The 17,948-nt window shown below is 71.1% G+C and carries 17 protein-coding genes; 4 read left to right on the top strand and 13 right to left on the bottom strand.

Annotated elements, in window-relative coordinates; all coding sequences use genetic code 11:
* Positions 1–44 precede the first annotated feature (44 nt).
* From SM116_RS06770 to prmC, 4 genes are read right to left on the bottom strand one after another with little or no spacing between them, the layout of a single operon-like run.
* Positions 45–524 carry a Cg1360 family ATP-synthase-associated protein gene (locus SM116_RS06770; protein ID WP_320943693.1) on the bottom strand — a complete coding sequence of 160 codons (480 nt, stop codon included), beginning with the start codon at positions 522–524 and terminating at the stop codon, positions 45–47.
* The gene (locus SM116_RS06765; RefSeq protein WP_320943692.1) at positions 521–1,696 is read right to left on the bottom strand and encodes an MraY family glycosyltransferase; all 1,176 of its coding nucleotides are present in this window, start codon (positions 1,694–1,696) and stop codon (positions 521–523) included. The genes SM116_RS06770 and SM116_RS06765 overlap by 4 nt, the downstream gene beginning before the upstream one ends.
* Positions 1,693–2,487: an L-threonylcarbamoyladenylate synthase gene (locus tag SM116_RS06760; protein WP_320943691.1), complete on the bottom strand. Its 795-nt coding sequence runs from the start codon at positions 2,485–2,487 to the stop codon at positions 1,693–1,695. The genes SM116_RS06765 and SM116_RS06760 overlap by 4 nt, the downstream gene beginning before the upstream one ends.
* A gap of 59 nt (positions 2,488–2,546) precedes the next feature.
* A complete protein-coding gene (gene prmC, locus SM116_RS06755; protein ID WP_320943690.1) occupies positions 2,547–3,434 on the bottom strand; it encodes a peptide chain release factor N(5)-glutamine methyltransferase in 888 nt (295 codons plus the stop codon).
* A 185-nt stretch (positions 3,435–3,619) separates the two neighbouring features.
* On the opposite strand from prmC, the gene cysK (SM116_RS06750) reads away from it, so the two are divergent.
* The 4 genes from cysK (SM116_RS06750) to SM116_RS06735 all read left to right on the top strand — a co-directional run bounded on the left by cysK (SM116_RS06750) (position 3,620) and on the right by SM116_RS06735 (position 7,300).
* Positions 3,620–4,558 (top strand): cysteine synthase A, encoded by a 939-nt coding sequence (gene cysK, locus SM116_RS06750; protein WP_320943689.1) that lies wholly within the window; start codon positions 3,620–3,622, stop codon positions 4,556–4,558.
* An 89-nt stretch (positions 4,559–4,647) separates the two neighbouring features.
* Positions 4,648–5,601: a cysteine synthase A gene (gene cysK / locus SM116_RS06745; protein WP_320943688.1), complete on the top strand. Its 954-nt coding sequence runs from the start codon at positions 4,648–4,650 to the stop codon at positions 5,599–5,601.
* Positions 5,598–6,182, top strand: a complete 585-nt coding sequence (epsC, locus tag SM116_RS06740) for a serine O-acetyltransferase EpsC (RefSeq protein ID WP_320943687.1) — start codon at positions 5,598–5,600, stop codon at positions 6,180–6,182. The genes cysK (SM116_RS06745) and epsC overlap by 4 nt, the downstream gene beginning before the upstream one ends.
* Positions 6,183–6,226: 44 nt before the next feature.
* Positions 6,227–7,300, top strand: coding sequence for a DNA polymerase IV (locus tag SM116_RS06735; protein ID WP_320943686.1), 1,074 nt, complete (start codon positions 6,227–6,229; stop codon positions 7,298–7,300).
* A gap of 4 nt (positions 7,301–7,304) precedes the next feature.
* Here the strand turns inward: SM116_RS06735 and SM116_RS06730 are convergent, their stop codons facing one another.
* The 9 genes from SM116_RS06730 to SM116_RS06690 all read right to left on the bottom strand — a co-directional run bounded on the left by SM116_RS06730 (position 7,305) and on the right by SM116_RS06690 (position 17,945).
* Entirely contained in the window at positions 7,305–7,703 is a 399-nt protein-coding gene (locus SM116_RS06730) for a phage holin family protein (protein WP_320943685.1), read from the bottom strand.
* 19 nt (positions 7,704–7,722) lie between these two features.
* Complete coding sequence (gene prfA, locus SM116_RS06725; RefSeq protein ID WP_320943684.1) at positions 7,723–8,796, bottom strand: peptide chain release factor 1; 1,074 nt, start codon at positions 8,794–8,796, stop codon at positions 7,723–7,725.
* 6 nt (positions 8,797–8,802) lie between these two features.
* Positions 8,803–11,013 (bottom strand): transcription termination factor Rho, encoded by a 2,211-nt coding sequence (gene rho / locus SM116_RS06720; RefSeq protein ID WP_320943683.1) that lies wholly within the window; start codon positions 11,011–11,013, stop codon positions 8,803–8,805.
* A gap of 139 nt (positions 11,014–11,152) precedes the next feature.
* Positions 11,153–12,106, bottom strand: a complete 954-nt coding sequence (thrB, locus tag SM116_RS06715; protein WP_320943682.1) for a homoserine kinase — start codon at positions 12,104–12,106, stop codon at positions 11,153–11,155.
* The gene (thrC, locus tag SM116_RS06710; protein WP_320943681.1) at positions 12,103–13,191 is read right to left on the bottom strand and encodes a threonine synthase; all 1,089 of its coding nucleotides are present in this window, start codon (positions 13,189–13,191) and stop codon (positions 12,103–12,105) included. The genes thrB and thrC overlap by 4 nt, the downstream gene beginning before the upstream one ends.
* A gap of 1 nt (position 13,192) precedes the next feature.
* Complete coding sequence (locus SM116_RS06705) at positions 13,193–14,509, bottom strand: homoserine dehydrogenase (protein ID WP_320943680.1); 1,317 nt, start codon at positions 14,507–14,509, stop codon at positions 13,193–13,195.
* On the bottom strand, positions 14,506–15,927 hold the full coding sequence (gene lysA, locus SM116_RS06700) for a diaminopimelate decarboxylase (protein WP_425563248.1): 1,422 nt from the start codon (positions 15,925–15,927) through the stop codon (positions 14,506–14,508). The genes SM116_RS06705 and lysA overlap by 4 nt, the downstream gene beginning before the upstream one ends.
* A gap of 117 nt (positions 15,928–16,044) precedes the next feature.
* The gene (locus SM116_RS06695) at positions 16,045–16,794 is read right to left on the bottom strand and encodes an LmeA family phospholipid-binding protein (RefSeq protein WP_320943679.1); all 750 of its coding nucleotides are present in this window, start codon (positions 16,792–16,794) and stop codon (positions 16,045–16,047) included.
* Positions 16,791–17,945, bottom strand: a complete 1,155-nt coding sequence (locus tag SM116_RS06690) for an LmeA family phospholipid-binding protein (protein ID WP_320943678.1) — start codon at positions 17,943–17,945, stop codon at positions 16,791–16,793. Before SM116_RS06690 ends, SM116_RS06695 begins: the two co-directional genes overlap by 4 nt.
* Between the last annotated feature and the right edge of the window lie 3 nt (positions 17,946–17,948).

Here is a 17,948-nt window from a genome sequence, read left to right as displayed (position 1 = left end):
CGCGCAAGCGACGACTCCCCAACCATATCAGGAAACCTTCAGGCTCACGAATTCGTAGGCGGCTTCGAGGAATCGTCTGAAGAGCCCGGAAGAGGCACCTCTCCGACGTACGGAACCCGCACTCTGGCGAACACGACGATGTCCACGATGAGGGATGCGAGCGCCCCGGCGATGGCCGAGAAGAAGAAGACCCACGGCACGATCCAGGGCTGCGCACGCAGCACCAGCATCCCGACGAGGAAGACGACGACCTTCACGAACCAGCCGCCCATCACCACGACGAAGTAGCCGGTGGACATCAGCTGGTCGCCGGGCAGCCGGGCGCCGATGAGCATCATGAGGGCGGTGAGCCCGAAGAAGAGGCCGGCGAGCAGCACGCCGGCCAGGCCGCTCCACAGGCCGTTCCACCCCGCGACGAGGTAGCCGACTCCTGCGGCCACGACGGCGAGGATGCCGATGATGATCCCGGCCCAGCGCAGCGTCGCGTTGAGGATGATCGTCGCGGTGCGTCTCTGATAGTTCATACGGGGCTCTCCTCTGGGCGGCGGGGCTCGGCATCCGGCTGGCCGGCCCGCCGGCGGGCGGGGGTGAAGGTGACGACGAGGCAGGCCGCGATGCCGACGACGCCGTAGGCGACGCCGATCCAGTACTGGCCCCACCAGTCCTGCCGCGTCGCGATGTACATCAGCAGCAGGGAGAGGCCGGCGATCGCCGTCCAGGCGTAGAAGATGAGGACCGCGTCGCGATCCGAGTGGCCCATGTCGAGCATGCGGTGGTGCAGATGCTTGCGATCGGGCGAGAAGGGCGACTTGCCCGCACGCAGCCGGCGGATGACCGCTGAGCCGAAGTCGATGAGCGGCAGGATCGCGACGGCGATGGGCAGCAGGATCGGCATGAACGCGCCGAGCAGCTGCGAGCGCCCGAAGACGTTGGGATCGAGCATCGACGGATCCCACGTGCCGGTGATCGCGATGGCGGAGGTGGCCATCAGCAGGCCCAGCATGAGGGCGCCGGCATCCCCCATGAACAGCTTGGCCGGACTCCAGTTCAGCGGCAGGAAGCCGGCGCAGGCGCCGACGAGCACGGCCGCGATGAAGGATGCGAGATTGAAGTAGCTGCTCGCGCCGGCATCCCGCACGAACAGGTAGGAGTAGGCGAAGAAGATCGCGTTCGCGATGAGGCAGACGCCCGCGACGAGGCCGTCGAGGCCGTCGATGAAGTTGACGGCGTTCATGACGACGACGATCGCGAACACGGTCAGCAGGACGCTGAGGCCGCTCGGCAGATACGTGATGCCGCCCGACATCGGGATCGTGTAGATCTGCAGCTGCCCGAACCAGGCGATGATGCCGGCGGCGAGGAACTGGGCGCCGAGCTTGATGAACCAGTCGAGATCCCAGAGGTCGTCCGCGACGCCGACGATCACGATGATGCCGGTGGCGCCGAGGATCGCGTAGATCTGGTTCGGATCGGTCCAGATGATCGAGAAGAACGGGTTGTGCGCGGACACGACGAATGCGGCGACGACGCCCAGGAACATGGCGATGCCGCCGAGCCGGGGCGTCGGCGTCTTGTGGACATCGCGCTCGCGGATGCCCGGGTAGAGCTTGTACCTCAGACTCAGTCGCCACACCGCCCAGGAGAGGCACAGCGTGAGAGCTGCGGTGAGGATGACCGCGAAGAGGTACTGCTTCACGCGGAGCCGTCCGCCGGCGGCGCGTCCGCCGGCGCGGCCACGGCCGGCTCCGACACCTCGCCGGCCTCGGCGCCGGCTGCCGTGTCGGACTCCGCGCCGGCTGCCGTGTCGGACTCATCGGCAGGGTCCGGCTCGAGCAGGTCGCCGAGCACCTCGCGCAGGCGTGCGCGATCGATCGCCCCGTCGCGCAGGACCCGCACGATGGGCGTCTGGCCGCCGACGAGGGTCGTGGCATCCACGATCGTCGAGGCGATGCCGTTCTCGACCATGCCGTCCTCGAGATAGACGTCGACGAGGTCGCCCAGCATGGTGCGCGCGCCCTCCGCGGTGAGGGCCGCGGCGATGCCCGTCTTGTTGGCGCTGGAGACCGCGAGCGGTCCGGTCTCCTCGAGCAGTTCGAGGGCGATGCGGTGGGCGGGCATGCGGACGGCGACCGTGCCGTGCGTATCGCCCAGATCCCACGCCAGCGAAGGCTGCGCGGGCAGCACGATGGTCAGTCCACCGGGCCAGAAGGCGTCGACGAGGCGCTCGACGGGCTCGGGGACCTCCGAGACCAGGGCCGCGAGGGTCGCGCGTCCGGCGACCAGGACGGGCGGGGGTGACTGACGGCCGCGGCCCTTCGCATCGAGCAGGCGCGCGACGGCGGACGGGGAGAACGCGTCGGCGGCGATGCCGTAGACGGTGTCGGTCGGCAGGACGATGAGGTCGCCGCGTCCGATGGCCTGACGCGCCTGGCGCATCCCGGCCAGCAGCTGCGCCTCGTCACGGCATTCGAAGAGGAGGGAGGTCATGGCGTTCCCAGTCTATTTCAGATGGCCGCGCGCTCCCCGCGGGACGTGCGAGGCGCCCGTCAGGGGCGCAGAGCGGTCGTCACCCGGTCGCGCGTCGTCAGATCGGGATGCGTGGCAGCGGCCCGCCATCCGGCTCGCGTGAGCACGGCGCGCACGTCCTCCCCCTGCCACTCGCCGTGCTCGATGGCGATGAGTCCTCCCGGGCGCGCGAGCGCGAGTCCCACTCCGCTGAGGACGCGCACGACGTCGAGGCCGTCCGGTCCGCCGTAGAGCGCCTGCGGCGGATCGAACAGCCGCACCTCCGGATCGCGCGGGATCGCGTCGTCGGGGACGTACGGCGGGTTGGATACGACCACGGAGACCGTCCCCGCGAGCTCGTGGAGCGACACGGCGGCGTCGGCGAGGTCGCCCAGAGCGACCTCCAGATTGTCGGGCGCGAGGCGGGCGGCGTTGCGCGCGGCCCACGCGAAGGCCTCCGGCGACCGCTCGATCGCATGCACGCGGGCGTGCGGGACCTCGGTGGCCATCGCGATGGCGATGGCGCCGCTGCCGGTGCCGAGATCGACCGCGACCGGAGCCGCGGATGCGTCGGCCCGCAGCGCATCGATCGCGAGCTGTGCCAGGAGCTCGGTCTCGGGGCGCGGCACGAAGACTCCGGGCCCGACCTCGAGCTCGAGATGGCGGAAGGGCGCACGACCGGTGAGGTGCTGCAGCGGCTCGCGCGCGGCGCGTCGGGCGACGAGCGCGGCGAGGGCCGCCGCATCCTCCGTCGACACCGCGTCGCCGCGGATGGCCGCGGCCTGCACCCCGCCGCGGCTGAGCCCCAGGACGTGCGCTGCGAGCAGCTCGCCGTCGACGGAGGGATCGGCGATGCCTGCTTCGGCGAGGGCGGCGACCGCGCGCCGCAGGACGTCTGAGAGTACGGAGGATGCGTCGGGAGAGGCCATGACCGCACCCACTCTAGAGCCGGCGCACCGCCGCCCGGGTCGCCGAACCTCATCGCGAGGCGGTGCAGGCCCTGAGCGTGTGAGGGTACTCAGGTCGGTGCGCAGCCGCGTCACACTTGGACTCATTGAAATCCAGTCCCCCTAGGCTGGTGCCTGATCAGCCGAGAACCCGCGAAAGGCCTGACATGACCGGCATCCACCCCGATATCACGTCCGCATTCGGCAACACGCCGCTCGTGCGCCTGAACCGCGTCGCTGAGGGCGTCGGCGGAAACATCCTGGCCAAGCTCGAGTTCTACAACCCCGCCTCCAGCGTCAAGGACCGGCTCGGCATCGCCATCGTCGACGCTGCGGAGGCGTCCGGCGAGCTGCAGCCGGGCGGAACCATCGTCGAGGCGACGAGCGGCAACACGGGCATCGCGCTGGCGATGGTCGGCGCTGCGCGCGGATACCGCGTCGTGCTCGCGATGCCGTCGTCGATGTCGATCGAGCGTCGGCTCCTGCTGAAGGCCTACGGTGCCGAGCTCGTGCTCACGGATCCGGCCGGCGGCATGAAGGGCGCGGTCGCCAAGGCGAACGAGCTGGTCGCGGACATCCCCGGCGCCGTGCTCGCGCGCCAGTTCGAGAACGAGGCCAACCCGGCCATCCACCGCAAGACCACGGCGGAGGAGATCATCCGCGACACCGACGGTCAGATCGACTACTTCGTCGCCGGCATCGGCACAGGCGGCACGATCACCGGTGTCGGGCAGGTGCTCAAGGAGCGGGTGCCCGGCGCGAAGGTCGTGGCCGTCGAGCCGGCCGACTCCCCCTTGCTGACCAAGGGCACGCCCGGACCCCACAAGATCCAGGGCCTCGGGCCGAACTTCATTCCCGAGATCCTCGACCAGGGCGTCATCGACGAGGTCATCGACGTCGAGTTCGACGACGCGATCTCGACCGCGCGCGCCGTGGGCACCCAGGACGGCATCCTCGTGGGCATCTCGTCCGGTGCGGCGATCTGGGCCGCCCTGCAGGTCGCGGCGCGTCCCGAGGCGGCCGGCAAGAACATCGTGGTGGTCGTCCCCTCGTTCGGCGAGCGGTATCTGTCGACGGCGCTCTACGCGGATCTGCGCGAAGATTGAGGCGTCACGACGGCGCGTCGGCGCCCGACCTCGTCGGGAGCCGATGCGCCGTCGGCGTCTGCGGCAGTACTGAGTCAAGGGAGCACCACGTGCCCGGCATCCATTCGGACATCACGACCGCCTTCGGTGAGACGCCGCTCGTGCGGCTCAACGCGCTGACGGCGGGTCTCGGCGCGGAGGTGCTCGCGAAGCTCGAGTTCTACAACCCCGGCTCGTCGGTGAAGGACCGCCTCGGCTACGCGCTGGTCGAGGCCGCGGAGGCCGCGGGTGAGCTGGCGCCCGGTGGCACGATCGTCGAGTCCACCAGCGGGAACACGGGCATCTCGCTGGCGCTGATCGGAGCCGCGCGGGGATACCGCGTCATCCTGACGATGCCCGCCTCCATGTCGAAGGAGCGCCGCACGCTCCTGAAGGCGTACGGGGCGGAGCTCGTGCTGACCGACCCGCACAAGGGCATGACCGAGGCGGTCGAGACCGCCCGGCGAATCGTCGCGGAGACCCCCGGCGCCGTCCTCGCCCGCCAGTTCGAGCACGAGGCGAACGCTGCGATCCACCGCAGGACCACCGCCGAGGAGATCTGGCGCGATACCGAGGGGCGGGTGGACTGGTTCGTCGCCGGCTCGGGCACCGGCGGCACCGTGACCGGCGTGGGGCAGGTGCTCAAGCAGCGCAACCCGGACGTGAAGATCGGTCTCGTCGAGCCGAAGGACTCCCCCGTCCTCACCGAGGGACGCTCCGGCGGGCACCGCATCCAGGGCATCGGACCCAACTTCGTTCCGGATGTGCTCGACCGCTCGGTCGTCGATGAGATCTTCGACGTCGAGTTCGACGACGCGATCGAGGTCGCGCGCGCGCTCGCCACCCGCGAAGGGATCCTCGCCGGCATGTCCGCCGGCGCCGCCGTGTGGGCGGCTCTCCAGATCGCCGCGCGCCCGGAATCCGCGGGCGGGCGCATCGTCGTCGTCGTGCCGGACTCCGGCGAGCGCTACCTGTCGACCGCACTGTACGCGCACCTGCGCGAGCCGGAGGTTCAGACCGAATGACCGAGGAACGCATCGGATTCTTCGCGCGGGTGCGCGAGGACGTGGCTGCGGCCAAGCTGCGCGACCCTGCCGCGCGCGGGGGGATCGAGATCGCGGTGCTGTACCCGGGGCTGCACGCGATCTGGGCGCACCGGGTGTGGCACGCGCTGTGGGTCCGGGGCTTCCGCTTCCTCGCGCGCGCCGGCTCTCAGGTGACGCGCTGGCTCACCGGCATCGAGATCCATCCCGGCGCGTCCATCGGCCGGCGGTTCTTCATCGACCACGGCATGGGCGTCGTCATCGGCGAGACCGCCGAGGTCGGCGACGACGTCATGCTGTACCACGGCGTGACGCTCGGCGGCCGCACCCGCGACCACGGCAAGCGGCATCCCACCCTCGAGGACGGCGTCGCCGTCGGTGCGGGTGCCAAGGTCCTCGGCCCGATCACGATCGGCGCGGGCAGCGTGATCGGCGCGAACGCCGTCGTCACGCGGGATGCGGGCCCCGACTCCGTCCTCGTCGGCATCCCGGCGAAGGCGCGCAGTCGCCGCCCCGGCGAGGACACGCGGGCGATCCTGACCGCGCCCGAGTACCACATCTGACCCGCGACCTCGGGGCTGTCCCCCCTCGGGCGTAGCCTCGCCGTATGCCGGTGCGTCCCTGGGTGCTGCACGTCGACCTCGATCAGTTCATCGCGGCCGTCGAGGTGCTGCGGCATCCAGAGCTGGCGGGCCTGCCGGTGATCGTCGGCGGCCGCGGCGATCCGACTGAGCGGGCCGTCGTGTCGACCGCCTCCTACGAGGCGCGGGAATTCGGCGTCGGCTCCGGGATGCCGTTGCGCCTCGCCGCGCGCAAAGCACCGGACGCCGTCATCCTCCCCGTCGACGCGGCCGCGTACAACGCGGCGTCGGCGGAGGTCATGGAGACGCTGCGCGCGCAGCCCGGAGCGACCGTGCAGGTGCTCGGGTGGGACGAGGCGTTCGTGGGCGTCGACGCCGACGACCCGGAGGCGTACGCGCGGCAGCTGCAGCGGTCCGTTCTGGAGCGCACGCGGCTCCACTGCAGCGTCGGGATCGGCGACACCCTCGTGCGGGCTAAGATCGCCACCGGATTCGGCAAGCCGCGGGGCGTCTTCCGCCTGACGGCGGAGAACTGGTTCGACGTCATGGGCGACCGGCCGACCGTGGAGCTGTGGGGCATCGGGGCGAAGGTGTCGAAGCGACTGGCGGGACTCGGCATCCACACCGTCTCCGACCTGGCCGCGGCGCCGGATGCTCCCCTGCAGACCGAGTTCGGGCCTCGCATGGGTCTCTGGTACCGCGAGCTCGGGCGCGGCGGCTCATCCGCGATCGTCGACGACACGCCGTGGGTCGCGCGCGGACACAGCCGCGAGACGACATACCAGGTCGACCTCGCCACGCGGGCGGAGATCGAGGATGCGGCGCGCACGCTGCTCGACCAGGTGCTCGAGGACGTGGACGCCGACGGCAGGCCCGTCGTCGGCCTCGGACTCAAGGTGCGGTACGTCCCGTTCACGACGAAGACGTTCACGAAGCGCATCCCCGAGACGCGCGATCGTGACACCGTCGTCGCGAAGGCGATGGAGCTCGTCGCGAAGATCGCTCCCGACCGGCCCGTGCGCCTGCTCGGCATGCGCGCGGAGATGGCGATGCCGGATGACGCCCGCGACGGACACACACCGACCCGCAGCGGGTGGTGAGGCGTCAGGCTCGCCCGCCCTGCACCCGGTTCTTGAGGAAGACGCCCGGCAGCAGCCACGTCGCGAGGGCTGTGATGAGCCACACGATGAGCGTGCCGACGATCCAGGCGACCGGTCCGTCGATGCCGATTCCCGCCGCGGGGATCAGCACCGCGATCAGCAGCGCCAGGAACGTGGAGAGCAGGCCGATGCCGCCGAGGAAAGCGGGCGCGAAGCGATGGGCCATCTTCAGGATCCAGGGCGCCAGGACGCTCTGGAGGATCGCGAAGATCACGACGGCGAGCAGGACGCCCCACCAGTTGTCCCAGTGCAGGAAGAAGCCCTGCAGCAGCAGATCGGCGACGACCAGACCGAGGAATGCCGACACGAGCCAGATCGCTGCCCGGATGAGGAATCGGATCACACGCGAAGCCTAGCGCCGGTCAGGTGCCGAGTGCGGCGAGGCGCTCCTCCTCGTCGGCGCGGATCGCGGACTCGATGACGGGCTCGAGTGCGCCGTCCATGACCTGGTCGAGGTTGTACGCCTTGTAGCCGGTGCGATGGTCGGCGATGCGGTTCTCGGGGAAGTTGTAGGTGCGGATGCGCTCGGAGCGGTCCATGCCGCGGATCTGGGACCTGCGCGCGTCGGAGGCCGCCGCATCCAGCTCCTCCTGCTGGCGCGCGAGGAGGCGCGCACGCAGGACGCGCATGCCGGCCTCGCGATTCTGCAGCTGCGACTTCTCGTTCTGCATCGACACGACGATGCCGGTCGGCAGGTGCGTGATCCGCACGGCCGAGTCGGTCGTGTTGACCGACTGCCCACCCGGACCGGACGACCGGAACACGTCGATCTTGAGGTCGTTCGGATTGATCTCGATCTCGTCGGGCTCGTCGACCTCGGGAAAGACGAGCACGCCGGTCGTGGAGGTGTGGATGCGGCCCTGGGATTCGGTGGCCGGCACGCGCTGGACGCGGTGCACGCCGCCCTCGTACTTGAGGTGGGCCCACACCCCCTGCGCCGGGTCGGAGCTCGAGCCCTTGATCGCGACCTGGACGTCCTTGTAGCCGCCGAGGTCGGACTCGTTGCGGTCGAGGATCTCGGTCTTCCAGCCCTGCGAGGCCGCGTACTGGAGGTACATGCGCAGGAGGTCGGCCGCGAACAGTGCGCTCTCCGCTCCCCCTTCGCCCTGCTTGATCTCCATGATCACGTCGCGGGCGTCGTCGGGGTCACGGGGGATCAGCAGCCGCCGCAGGCGCTCCTGCGCCTGCGCGAGCTGCTCCTCGAGCACCGGGACCTCGGCCGCGAAGGCCTCGTCCTCACGGGCGAGTTCGCGCGCCGCATCGAGGTCGTCGGATGCGGCGAGCCACGCCTCGTGCGCGTGCACGATCTTCGACAGCTCGGCGTAGCGCCGGTTGACGCGCTTCGCCCGCGCCGCGTCGGCGTGCACCGCGGGGTCGGAGAGCTCCTCCTGGACCGCGCGGTGCTCGTCGATCAGGCCCTGTACGGACTCGAACACGGTGGCTCAGCGGATGCTGTTGTCGTGCGCGTGGCTGTGGCCCCCGCCGTGGCTCTCCCGGCCGGATGCCGTCGTCTTCAGCTGCGCCGACTGCATCTGCACGAGGAACTCGACGTTCGACTGCGTCTCCTTCAGCTTACCGAGCACGACCTCCAGGGCCTGCTGCGGGTCGAGGCCCGCGAGCGCCCGACGCAGCTTCCAGGTGATCTTGACCTCGTCGGCGCTGAGCAGCATCTCCTCGCGACGGGTGCTCGACGCGTTGACGTCGACGGCCGGGAAGATGCGCTTGTCGGCGAGCTGGCGCGACAGGCGCAGCTCGCTGTTGCCCGTGCCCTTGAACTCCTCGAAGATGACGTCGTCCATCTTGGAGCCGGTCTCGACGAGCGCGGTGGCGAGGATCGTGAGCGATCCGCCGTTCTCGATGTTGCGCGCGGCGCCGAAGAAGCGCTTGGGCGGGTACAGGGCGGATGCGTCGACACCGCCGGTGAGCACGCGGCCGGACGTCGGCGCGGAGATGTTGTACGCACGGCCGAGGCGCGTGATCGAATCGAGCAGCACGACGACGTCGCGGCCGAGCTCGACGAGGCGCTTGGCGCGCTCGATGGCGAGCTCGGCGACCGTCGTGTGGTCCTCGGCAGGGCGGTCGAACGTCGAGGCGATGACCTCGCCGCGGACGCTGCGCTGCATGTCGGTGACCTCCTCCGGACGCTCGTCGACGAGAACGACCATGAGGTGGACCTCGGGGTTGTTCTTGGCGATGGCGTCGGCGATCTGCTGCAGCACGATCGTCTTGCCGGCCTTGGGCGGGGCGACGATCAGGCCGCGCTGGCCCTTGCCGATCGGGGCGACCAGGTCGATGATGCGCTGGGTCAGCTTCTCGGGCGCGGTCTCGAGGCGCAGGCGCTCCTGCGGGTAGAGCGGCGTCAGCTTGCCGAACTCCACGCGCGTGGCGGCGTCATCGACGGAGAGGCCGTTGACCGCGTCGACCTTGACCAGGGCGTTGTACTTCTGGCGGCCGGACTGCTCGCCCTCGCGGGGCTGCTTGATCGCACCGACGACGGCGTCGCCCTTGCGCAGGTTGTACTTCTTGACCTGGCCGAGGCTGACGTAGACGTCGCTCGGGCCCGGCAGGTATCCCGAGGTGCGCACGAACGCGTAGTTGTCGAGCACGTCGAGGATGCCGGCGATCGGGATCAGGACGTCGTCCTCGCCGATCTCGGTCTCGAACTCGTCGGCCGGAGCACCCGGGGTGCGGCGCTTGTTGCGCTGGCGGTTGCGGCTGTTCTGGCCCTGCTGGCTCTGATCCCGCTGGTTCTGACCCTGCTGGTTCTGGCCCTGCTGGTTCTGACCCTGCGGGTTCTGGCCCTGCTGGCCGTTCTGACCCTGCGGGGGCATGGCCTCGGCCTCGCCCTTGTCGGCACCCTCCGCGGCGTCGGGCTGCTGGGCCTGGCCGCGTCCGCGTGAACGGCTGCGGCTGCGCGAACGACGGGGCGTCTCCGCGCCCTCCGCCGGCTCCGCGGCCTCCGCCGACTCGGAAGCCTCGGCGGCCTGCTCGGCGACGCCGGCCGTCTCGGCGACGGGCTCCTCGACATTCGGCGCGCCCTCGGCGGCCGGCGTCTCGGCCGGAGCCTCAGCGCCGGTCTCGGCCGGAGCCTCAGCGCCGGGCTCGGCCGGAGCCTCAGCGCCGGTCTCGGCCGGAGCCTCTGCGGGCGTCACGACGTCGGTGCTCTTCGCCCGACGCGGCGCACGCTTGCGCGGTGCCTTCACGGGCTTCTCGGCCTCGGCGGCCCCTTCGGCGGGGGCCGCAGCGGGCGTCTCTTCGGCGGCGGCCTCCGCAACAGCCTCGGCGACGACCTCGGCCTCGACCGCCTCCACGACGGCTTCCTCGGCAGCGGCCTCGGCGACCTCCTCGGCGATGACCGCCTCGGCGGCCACCTCCTCGGCGATCTCCTCACCGACGGCCGCGGCCTCGGTCTCGCCCTCGGCCTCGAGCTGCTCGACGACGGCCTCGATCTCGACGGCCTCCCCGGCGAGCTCCTCCGCGACCCGCTCGGCCGCGGCGGCCTCATCGGCCAGCTGTGCGGCGTCCGCCGCGATGTCTTCGGCGACGGCCTCCGCGGCCGCCTGGTCCTCAGCCACGGACTCCTCGACGACGTCCGCGTCGGTGCGGTCGTCGACGGGCGCGCCGTCGTTGTGGATCTCGGAGATGGACTCCACGAGTTCTCCCTATGTCAAACGAATGGAAACTGCACGATCGTGCCGAACGCCGTGAGGACGGCAGCGCAGACAGGCCGCTCGGGCCCGGCGCGGGTTTTATTGCAACGACTCGCAGAATTGCGTCGGAGGGCAGATTCACCTAGTCGGTGGCATCCTCCGCGTGCACCCTCACTGTACCACCCTTGAAGTCGACGGCCAGCATCAGGGGGGTCCATGGGGTGTCGACGACGGATGCGGCGACCTCCGCCGCGGTCAGGCGCTGGCCCGGTCCGTCCGCGAGGACGAGCACGCTCGGGCCGGCGCCCGAGACGACGGCGGCGTAGCCCGCCGCGCGCAGGGCCTGGACGAGACGATCGGTCTCGGGCATGGCGGCTGCGCGGTAGCTCTGGTGGAGCTTGTCCTCGGTGGCGGCGAGAAGCAGCTCGGGGCTCTGGGTCAGAGCCGCGATGAGGAGTGCCGAGCGCGAGACGTTGAAGACGGCGTCTTCGCGGGTGACGTGGTCGGGCTGCAGGCTGCGAGCGACCGTCGTCGACATGGTGAAGCCGGGCACGAAGACGAGCGGCGAGACGCCGCGGTGCACGAGCAGCTTCTTGTGCTGGGGGCCGAACTGGTCGACCCACGCGATCGTCAAGCCGCCGAAGAGGGCGGGGGCGACGTTGTCGGGATGGCCCTCGATCTCGGTCGCGAGGCGCAGGAGCGTGTCGGGGCCGAGCTCGACATCGCCCTCGAGCAGTCCCTTCGCGGCGAGCAGGCCCGAGACGACGGCGGCGCCGGACGAGCCGAGGCCACGTCCGTGCGGGATGACGTTGACGGCGCGCAGGTGCAGGCCCGGCATCCGTCGCCCGACCGCCTCGAACGCATACGCGATCGCGCGGACGACCAGGTGCGAGGCGTCGCGCGGGACGTCGTCCGCGCCCTCGCCCTCGGCTTCGATGACGAGCTCGCCCTCGGGCAGAGCCGTGACGCTGAGCTCGTCGTACACGCTCAGCGCGAGGCCGAGCGTGTCGAATCCGGGCCCGAGGTTCGCGCTCGTCGCGGGCACCCGCACCGTGACGCGGCGCCCGATCTCGACGCCCCCGGGCGTCTGTTTCACGCGGTGGCTCCGGAGGCGACGAGGTCGAGCACGGAGGCGACCTCGCTGGTCGAGGCATCCACGACCGTCGGCTGCGCCTGCGTGCCGTCGGCCAGGCGGAGTCCCCACTGCGGGTCCTTCAGACCGTGGCCGGTGACGGTCAGGACGATGCGCGCGCCGGCCGGGATGACTCCCGCCTCGGCGCGGTCCAGCAGACCGGCGACGCTCGCCGCGGAGCCCGGCTCGACGAAGACGCCGACCTCGGCCGCGAGGATCTTCTGCGCGGCGAGGATCTTCTCGTCCTCGACAGCGCCGAAGTAGCCGTCCGTCGCCTCCCGCGCCTCGAGGGCGAGGTGCCACGATGCCGGATTGCCGATGCGGATGGCGGTCGCGATGGTCTCCGGGTGCTTCACGACCTCGCCGCGCACGAGCGGGGCGGAGCCGGCGGCCTGGAAGCCGAACATGCGCGGCACGCGGGTCGAGATGCCGCGTGCGGCCTCCTCGGTGTAGCCGCGCGTGTAGGCCGTGTAGTTGCCCGCGTTGCCCACCGGGATGAAATGGAAGTCGGGGGCGTCGCCGAGCTGCTCGACGATCTCGTACGCCGCCGTCTTCTGACCCTCGATGCGGTCGGGGTTCACCGAGTTCACGAGGTGCACGGGGTAGCTGTCGGCGAGCTCGCGGGCGATCTCGAGACAGTCGTCGAAGTTGCCGCGGATCTGGATGAGACGGCCGTCGTGCGCGACGGCCTGGCTGAGCTTGCCCATCGCGATCTTGCCCTCGGGGACGAGCACGGCCGCAGTGATGCCCGCGTGCGCCGCGTACGCGGCGGCGGAGGCCGATGTGTTGCCCGTCGACGCACAGATCACGGCCTTCGCGCCGTGATCGATCGCGCGCGAGATGGCGACCGTCATACCGCGGTCCTTGAACGAACCGGTGGGGTTCATGCCCTCGAACTTCACCCACACGTCCGCGCCGGTGCGGCGGGAGAGGGCGGGGGCCGGCAGGAGCGGCGTGCCGCCCTCGCCGAGGGTGACGACCGTCGACGAGTCGGTCACCCCGAGTCGATCGGCGTACTCGCGGAGGACTCCGCGCCAGACGTGTGCCATGTCAGTCTCCTTCCACGCGCATGACCGAGACCACGCGCTCGACGACGTCGCTCGAGGCGAGACGCTCGACGGTCTCGCTGAGGTCCTGCTCGAGGGCCTTGTGTGTGCCGATGACGAGGCGCGCCCACGCCTGGTCGTCGACGAGGGTCTGCTCGACGGTCGCGATCGACACGCGTCCGTCGGAGAGGATGCCGGCCACCTCGGCCAGCACGCCGGGCCGGTCGTCGACCTCGAGCGTGATCTGGTAGCTCGTGACCACCCGCCCGATCGGCAGGATCGGCAGATTGGCGCGGGTCGACTCGCCCACCCCGACGCCGCCGGCGATGTGGCGGCGCGCGGCCGAGACGACGTCGCCGAGGACGGCCGACGCCGTCTGGACGCCCCCGGCGCCCGCGCCGTAGAACATGAGGTCGCCCGCCGCCTCGGCCTGCACGAACACGGCATTGTTGACGCCGCGCACGTTGGCCATGGGGTGGCTGCGGTCGATGAGGGCCGGGTACACGCGCACCGAGATCGCCTCGCCCGTCGCACTCCCGTTCGCGGGGTCGGCCAGGCGCTCGCACACGGCCAGCAGCTTGATGACGTAGCCCGCGTGGCGCGCGGCATCCATCATCGCCCGATCGATCCCGAGGATGCCCTCGCGGTGCACCGCCTCGAGCGGCACCGAGGTGTGGAACGCGAGGCTCGCGAGCAGGGCCGCCTTCTGCGCCGCGTCGTAGCCTTCGACATCCGCCGTCGGATCTGCCTCGGCGTAGCCGAGACGCTGCGCGTCGGCCAGCACGTCGGCGAGCTCGGCGCCCTCATGGTCCATCCGGTCGAGGATGTAGTTGGTCGTGCCGTTGACGATGCCGATGATGCGGCGCACGCGGTCACCGGCGAGCGAGTCCCGCAGCGGCCGGATGATCGGGATGGCGGCGGCCGCGGCGGCCTCGTAGTAGACCTGCGCGCCGACCTGGTCGGCGGCTTCGAAGATCTCGGCGCCGTGGGTCGCCAGCAGCGCCTTGTTGGCGGTGACGACGTCGGCGCCCGAGTTGATCGCCTGGAGGATGCGGGTGCGAGCCGGCTCGATGCCGCCCTGCAGCTCGATCACGATATCGGCGCCCACGATGAGGGACTCCGCATCCGTCGTGAAGAGGTCCCGGGGCAGCTCGACGTCACGCGTCGCGTCGACATCGCGCACCGCGATGCCGGCGAGCTCGAGGCGAGCCCCGGCACGGTCGGCGAGCTCGTCCTCGTGGCGCAGCAGGAGCGCTGCCACCTGGGATCCGACGGAGCCGGCTCCGAGGAGCGCGACACGCAGGCGACGGTAGTCGGTCATGCATTCCCTTCCATTGCGGCCGCGAGGCCGGCGTCGCGCGCGAGCAGGTCGGAGACCGTCTCGCCGCGGACGATGACGCGCGCCTGCCCGTCGCGCACGGCGACGACGGGCGGGCGGGGCGTGTAGTTGTAGTTGCTCGCGAGCGAGAAGCAGTAGGCGCCGGTGGCGGGCACGGCGAGGAGGTCGCCGGGGGCGACGTCGCCGGGGAGGTACTCGGCATCCACGACGATGTCGCCGGACTCGCAGTGCCGGCCGACCACGCGCGCGAGCGCCGGAGCCGCCTCGCTGACGCGCGACGCGAGCCGGGCCGAGTAGTTCGCGCCGTACAGGGCGGGGCGCGCGTTGTCGCTCATGCCGCCGTCGACGCTGACATAGAGGCGCGTGAGGTCGTTCGACACGACGACGGGCTTGACCGTGCCCACCTCGTACAGCGTGACGCCCGCCTGGCCGACGATCGCGCGGCCCGGTTCGAAGGCCAGGTTCGGCATCGGGATGCCGCGCACCGCGCACTCCTGCGCCACCGCCGCGACGATGCCCTCGGCGATCTGCTCGATCGGCTGCGGGTCGTCGACGGACGTGTAGGCGATGCCGAAGCCGCCGCCGAGGTTCATGACGGGAATGTCGCCGTCCTCGAGCAGCGCGGCGTGCACCTCGACGAGACGCGACGCCGACTCGGTGAAGCCCGACGAGTCGAAGATCTGCGATCCGATATGGCAGTGCAGGCCGATGAAGACGAGCCCCGTGATCTCGCGGATGCGGGCGACCGCGGCGGGCGCGTCATCCAGCGAGAAGCCGAACTTCTGGTCCTCGTGCGCCGTCGCGAGGAAGTCGTGGGTCTCGGCGTGCACGCCGCTGCGCACGCGCAGCAGCATGGGCTGCGTCGCGCCGAGGCGCTCGACGATGGCGGCGAGCCGCTCGATCTCTATCGGGCTGTCGACGACGATCGACCCGACACCCGCCTCGACGGCGCGCTCGAGCTCGGCCATGGACTTGTTGTTGCCGTGGAAGCCGACGTGGGCGGGAACGGCGCCCGCGGCGAGCGCGACCTCGAGCTCTCCGCCGCTGCAGACGTCGACCGCGAGGCCCTCCTCGGTCACCCAGCGCACGACCTCCGTCGACAGGAACGCCTTGCCCGCGTAGTAGACGCGCGTCATGACGCCGTGGCGCCCCGTCGCGGCACGGAAGGCGTCGAGCGTGCGCCGCGCGTGCGCGCGGACCTCGGTCTCGTCGAGGACGTACAGCGGGGTGCCGAAGCGCTCTCGGAGCTCGGACGCCGAGACGCCGCCGACCTGCAGCTCGCCGTCCACGCGCTCCGCTGAGGCGGGCCACACCGCGGAGGCGAGACCGTTCGCGTCGGGTTGACCGTCCGGACCCTCGGGCACGACGAGCCACGACGGCGTGAGAGGAGACGCGGTCACGGGGTGAAGGCCAATCGGTCGTCGTTCAGAGCGGCCCTGCGGCGCGGGTATGAGCGCCGGGCAAGGCCGCTCGGGCTCCGGGGGTTCCTGAAAGTCTAGGGCACCCCGGAGCGGGGCTCAGGCGCACGTGCCCTTCTGCTGAAGCGTCTTGTCATGGATGATCGCGCCGTCGATGTCGAAATGCGCGACGAGCTGGTCTCCCGTCACAGCGACGTGGGCGAGCTTCATCCCGACCGGCAGGTACTTGGCGATGCACACCGGATAGTCGTGGAGGACGGCATCCGCCGCCGTGCCGAACCTGCGCTCGACGTCGGCCGCACTCAGCTGCGCGCCGCCCACCTTGACGTAGTCGGGCGTGAGGACGAGCTCGCCGTTCTTCGCGCTCGGGGTGAGGCCGATCCCCAACGGGATGGACGCGCCGAGGAAGCTGACATCCTTCGACATCGTGACGTTCGGGTCTGCGAGCCCGACCGAGTCGGCGGGGAACCCGTCGACCGTCGACAGGAGGCCCTGCAGCTGCTTCTGGTCCATCGAGACCGTCGCGGTGGCGCTCTGCACGTCGCCGTCGCCGCGGATCGGCACGCCGGTGGCGTGCACCGTCACGTCGCCGCTGAACGACTCGATCGGGACGTCCGGAGACGAGACCGTGATGGCGTCGATCGAGCCTTTGACGAGCTGCGGGATGACCGGCTCCTGCACCGTGACGTCGACCTGCTGGTCGGCCGGCAGAGCGAGCTGCTCGATCACCTGCTGGCGGACGGTCGACGTGACGATCTGGGTGGCGATCCACTCCCCCGCGAACCACGCGACGACGGCGATGACGGCCACACCGGCGAGGCCGGCGATCCAGAGCCAAGGCTTTCTCATGGGCACGTGCCTTTCGCCTGCAGCGCGGGGTCGGTCGCGATGTGCGGATCGACCGCGAAATCGGCGACGACCGCCGTCTCGGAGACCTGGATGCCGGTGAGGGTCAGCCCCTTCGGGAAGGACGAGGCGACGCACATCGTCCGCGGCGCGAGGATACCGGCCGCCAGGCCCCCGAACCGCTTGCGGATCGTCTCGGCCGAGACGTCGAACCCCGCGACCTGGAAGCCGCTCGGCGTCAGGACGAGCTGTCCCTGCGAAACGGAGGGGGCGAAGGTGAGCGTGAACGCGACGTGGCTGAGGAACATCGCCGGATCGAGCGTCACGGCGATGTTCGAGCCGACGACCTTCAGGGATCCCGGCACGATGTCCTTCTGCGCGCCGGCCAGCGATGCGAGCGCGCCGGGCGAGAGGGTGATGGATGCGTCGGCGCTCGAGGCCGTGCCCGACCCGCGCGTCGGCACGTCCGTGGCGTGGAGCTTGACGGTGCCGGTCGATCCGCCGATGGGCGCGTTCGGGACCGTGACGTCGACGGTCTTCAGCGATCCCGCGAGCACCTGCGGCAGGACGGGATCGGTGAGGCCGACCTGCACATCCTTGCCGCTGGAGAGGCCGAGCGCCTTCGCCGTCTGCTGCTGGACGGTCGCCGTGACGGTCTTCTCGGCCCACGCCTCGCCGGCGAACCAGCCGACGACGCCGACGACCACGAGCACGAGCACGACCGAGACGAGCGTCCAGGCGACGGCGCGGCCGCGGTGGCGCTTCTTCTTCGGCTTGTCGGCGGCCGGCGCCCGCGGGGCCGCAGGAGCCTCGGCCGGCGCACCGACGATCGGGAGCGGGAGGGTCGTCGCTTCGGGCTCGGGTGCCGGCTCGCCGCGGTGCGCGATGAGCTCGGTCACCGCAGGCTCGGCGGCCGCCCCGGGCTGCTCCCGATGAGCGATGAGCTCGGTCACCGCAGGCTCGGGCGCGGCCTCCGCAGGCGGCGCGGCCTCCGCAGGCGCCCCAGCATCCGGTACCGGGCGCTCGATGGGGACCGTCTCGTTCTCCGACGAGGCCGCGCCCTCCGATGCCGGCGCAGCCGCGCCCGGCGGCAGGGGCGGGCGCGGAGGGATGACGATCCCCTCCGATTCCGGGCGACGCTCGCGCTCGTCCATGGC

This window comes from Microbacterium rhizosphaerae (assembly GCF_034120055.1).
GTDB lineage: Bacteria > Actinomycetota > Actinomycetes > Actinomycetales > Microbacteriaceae > Microbacterium > Microbacterium rhizosphaerae.
The sequence above is the reverse complement of the archived record's forward strand: the minus strand, read 5'-3'. Positions and strand labels throughout refer to the sequence as shown.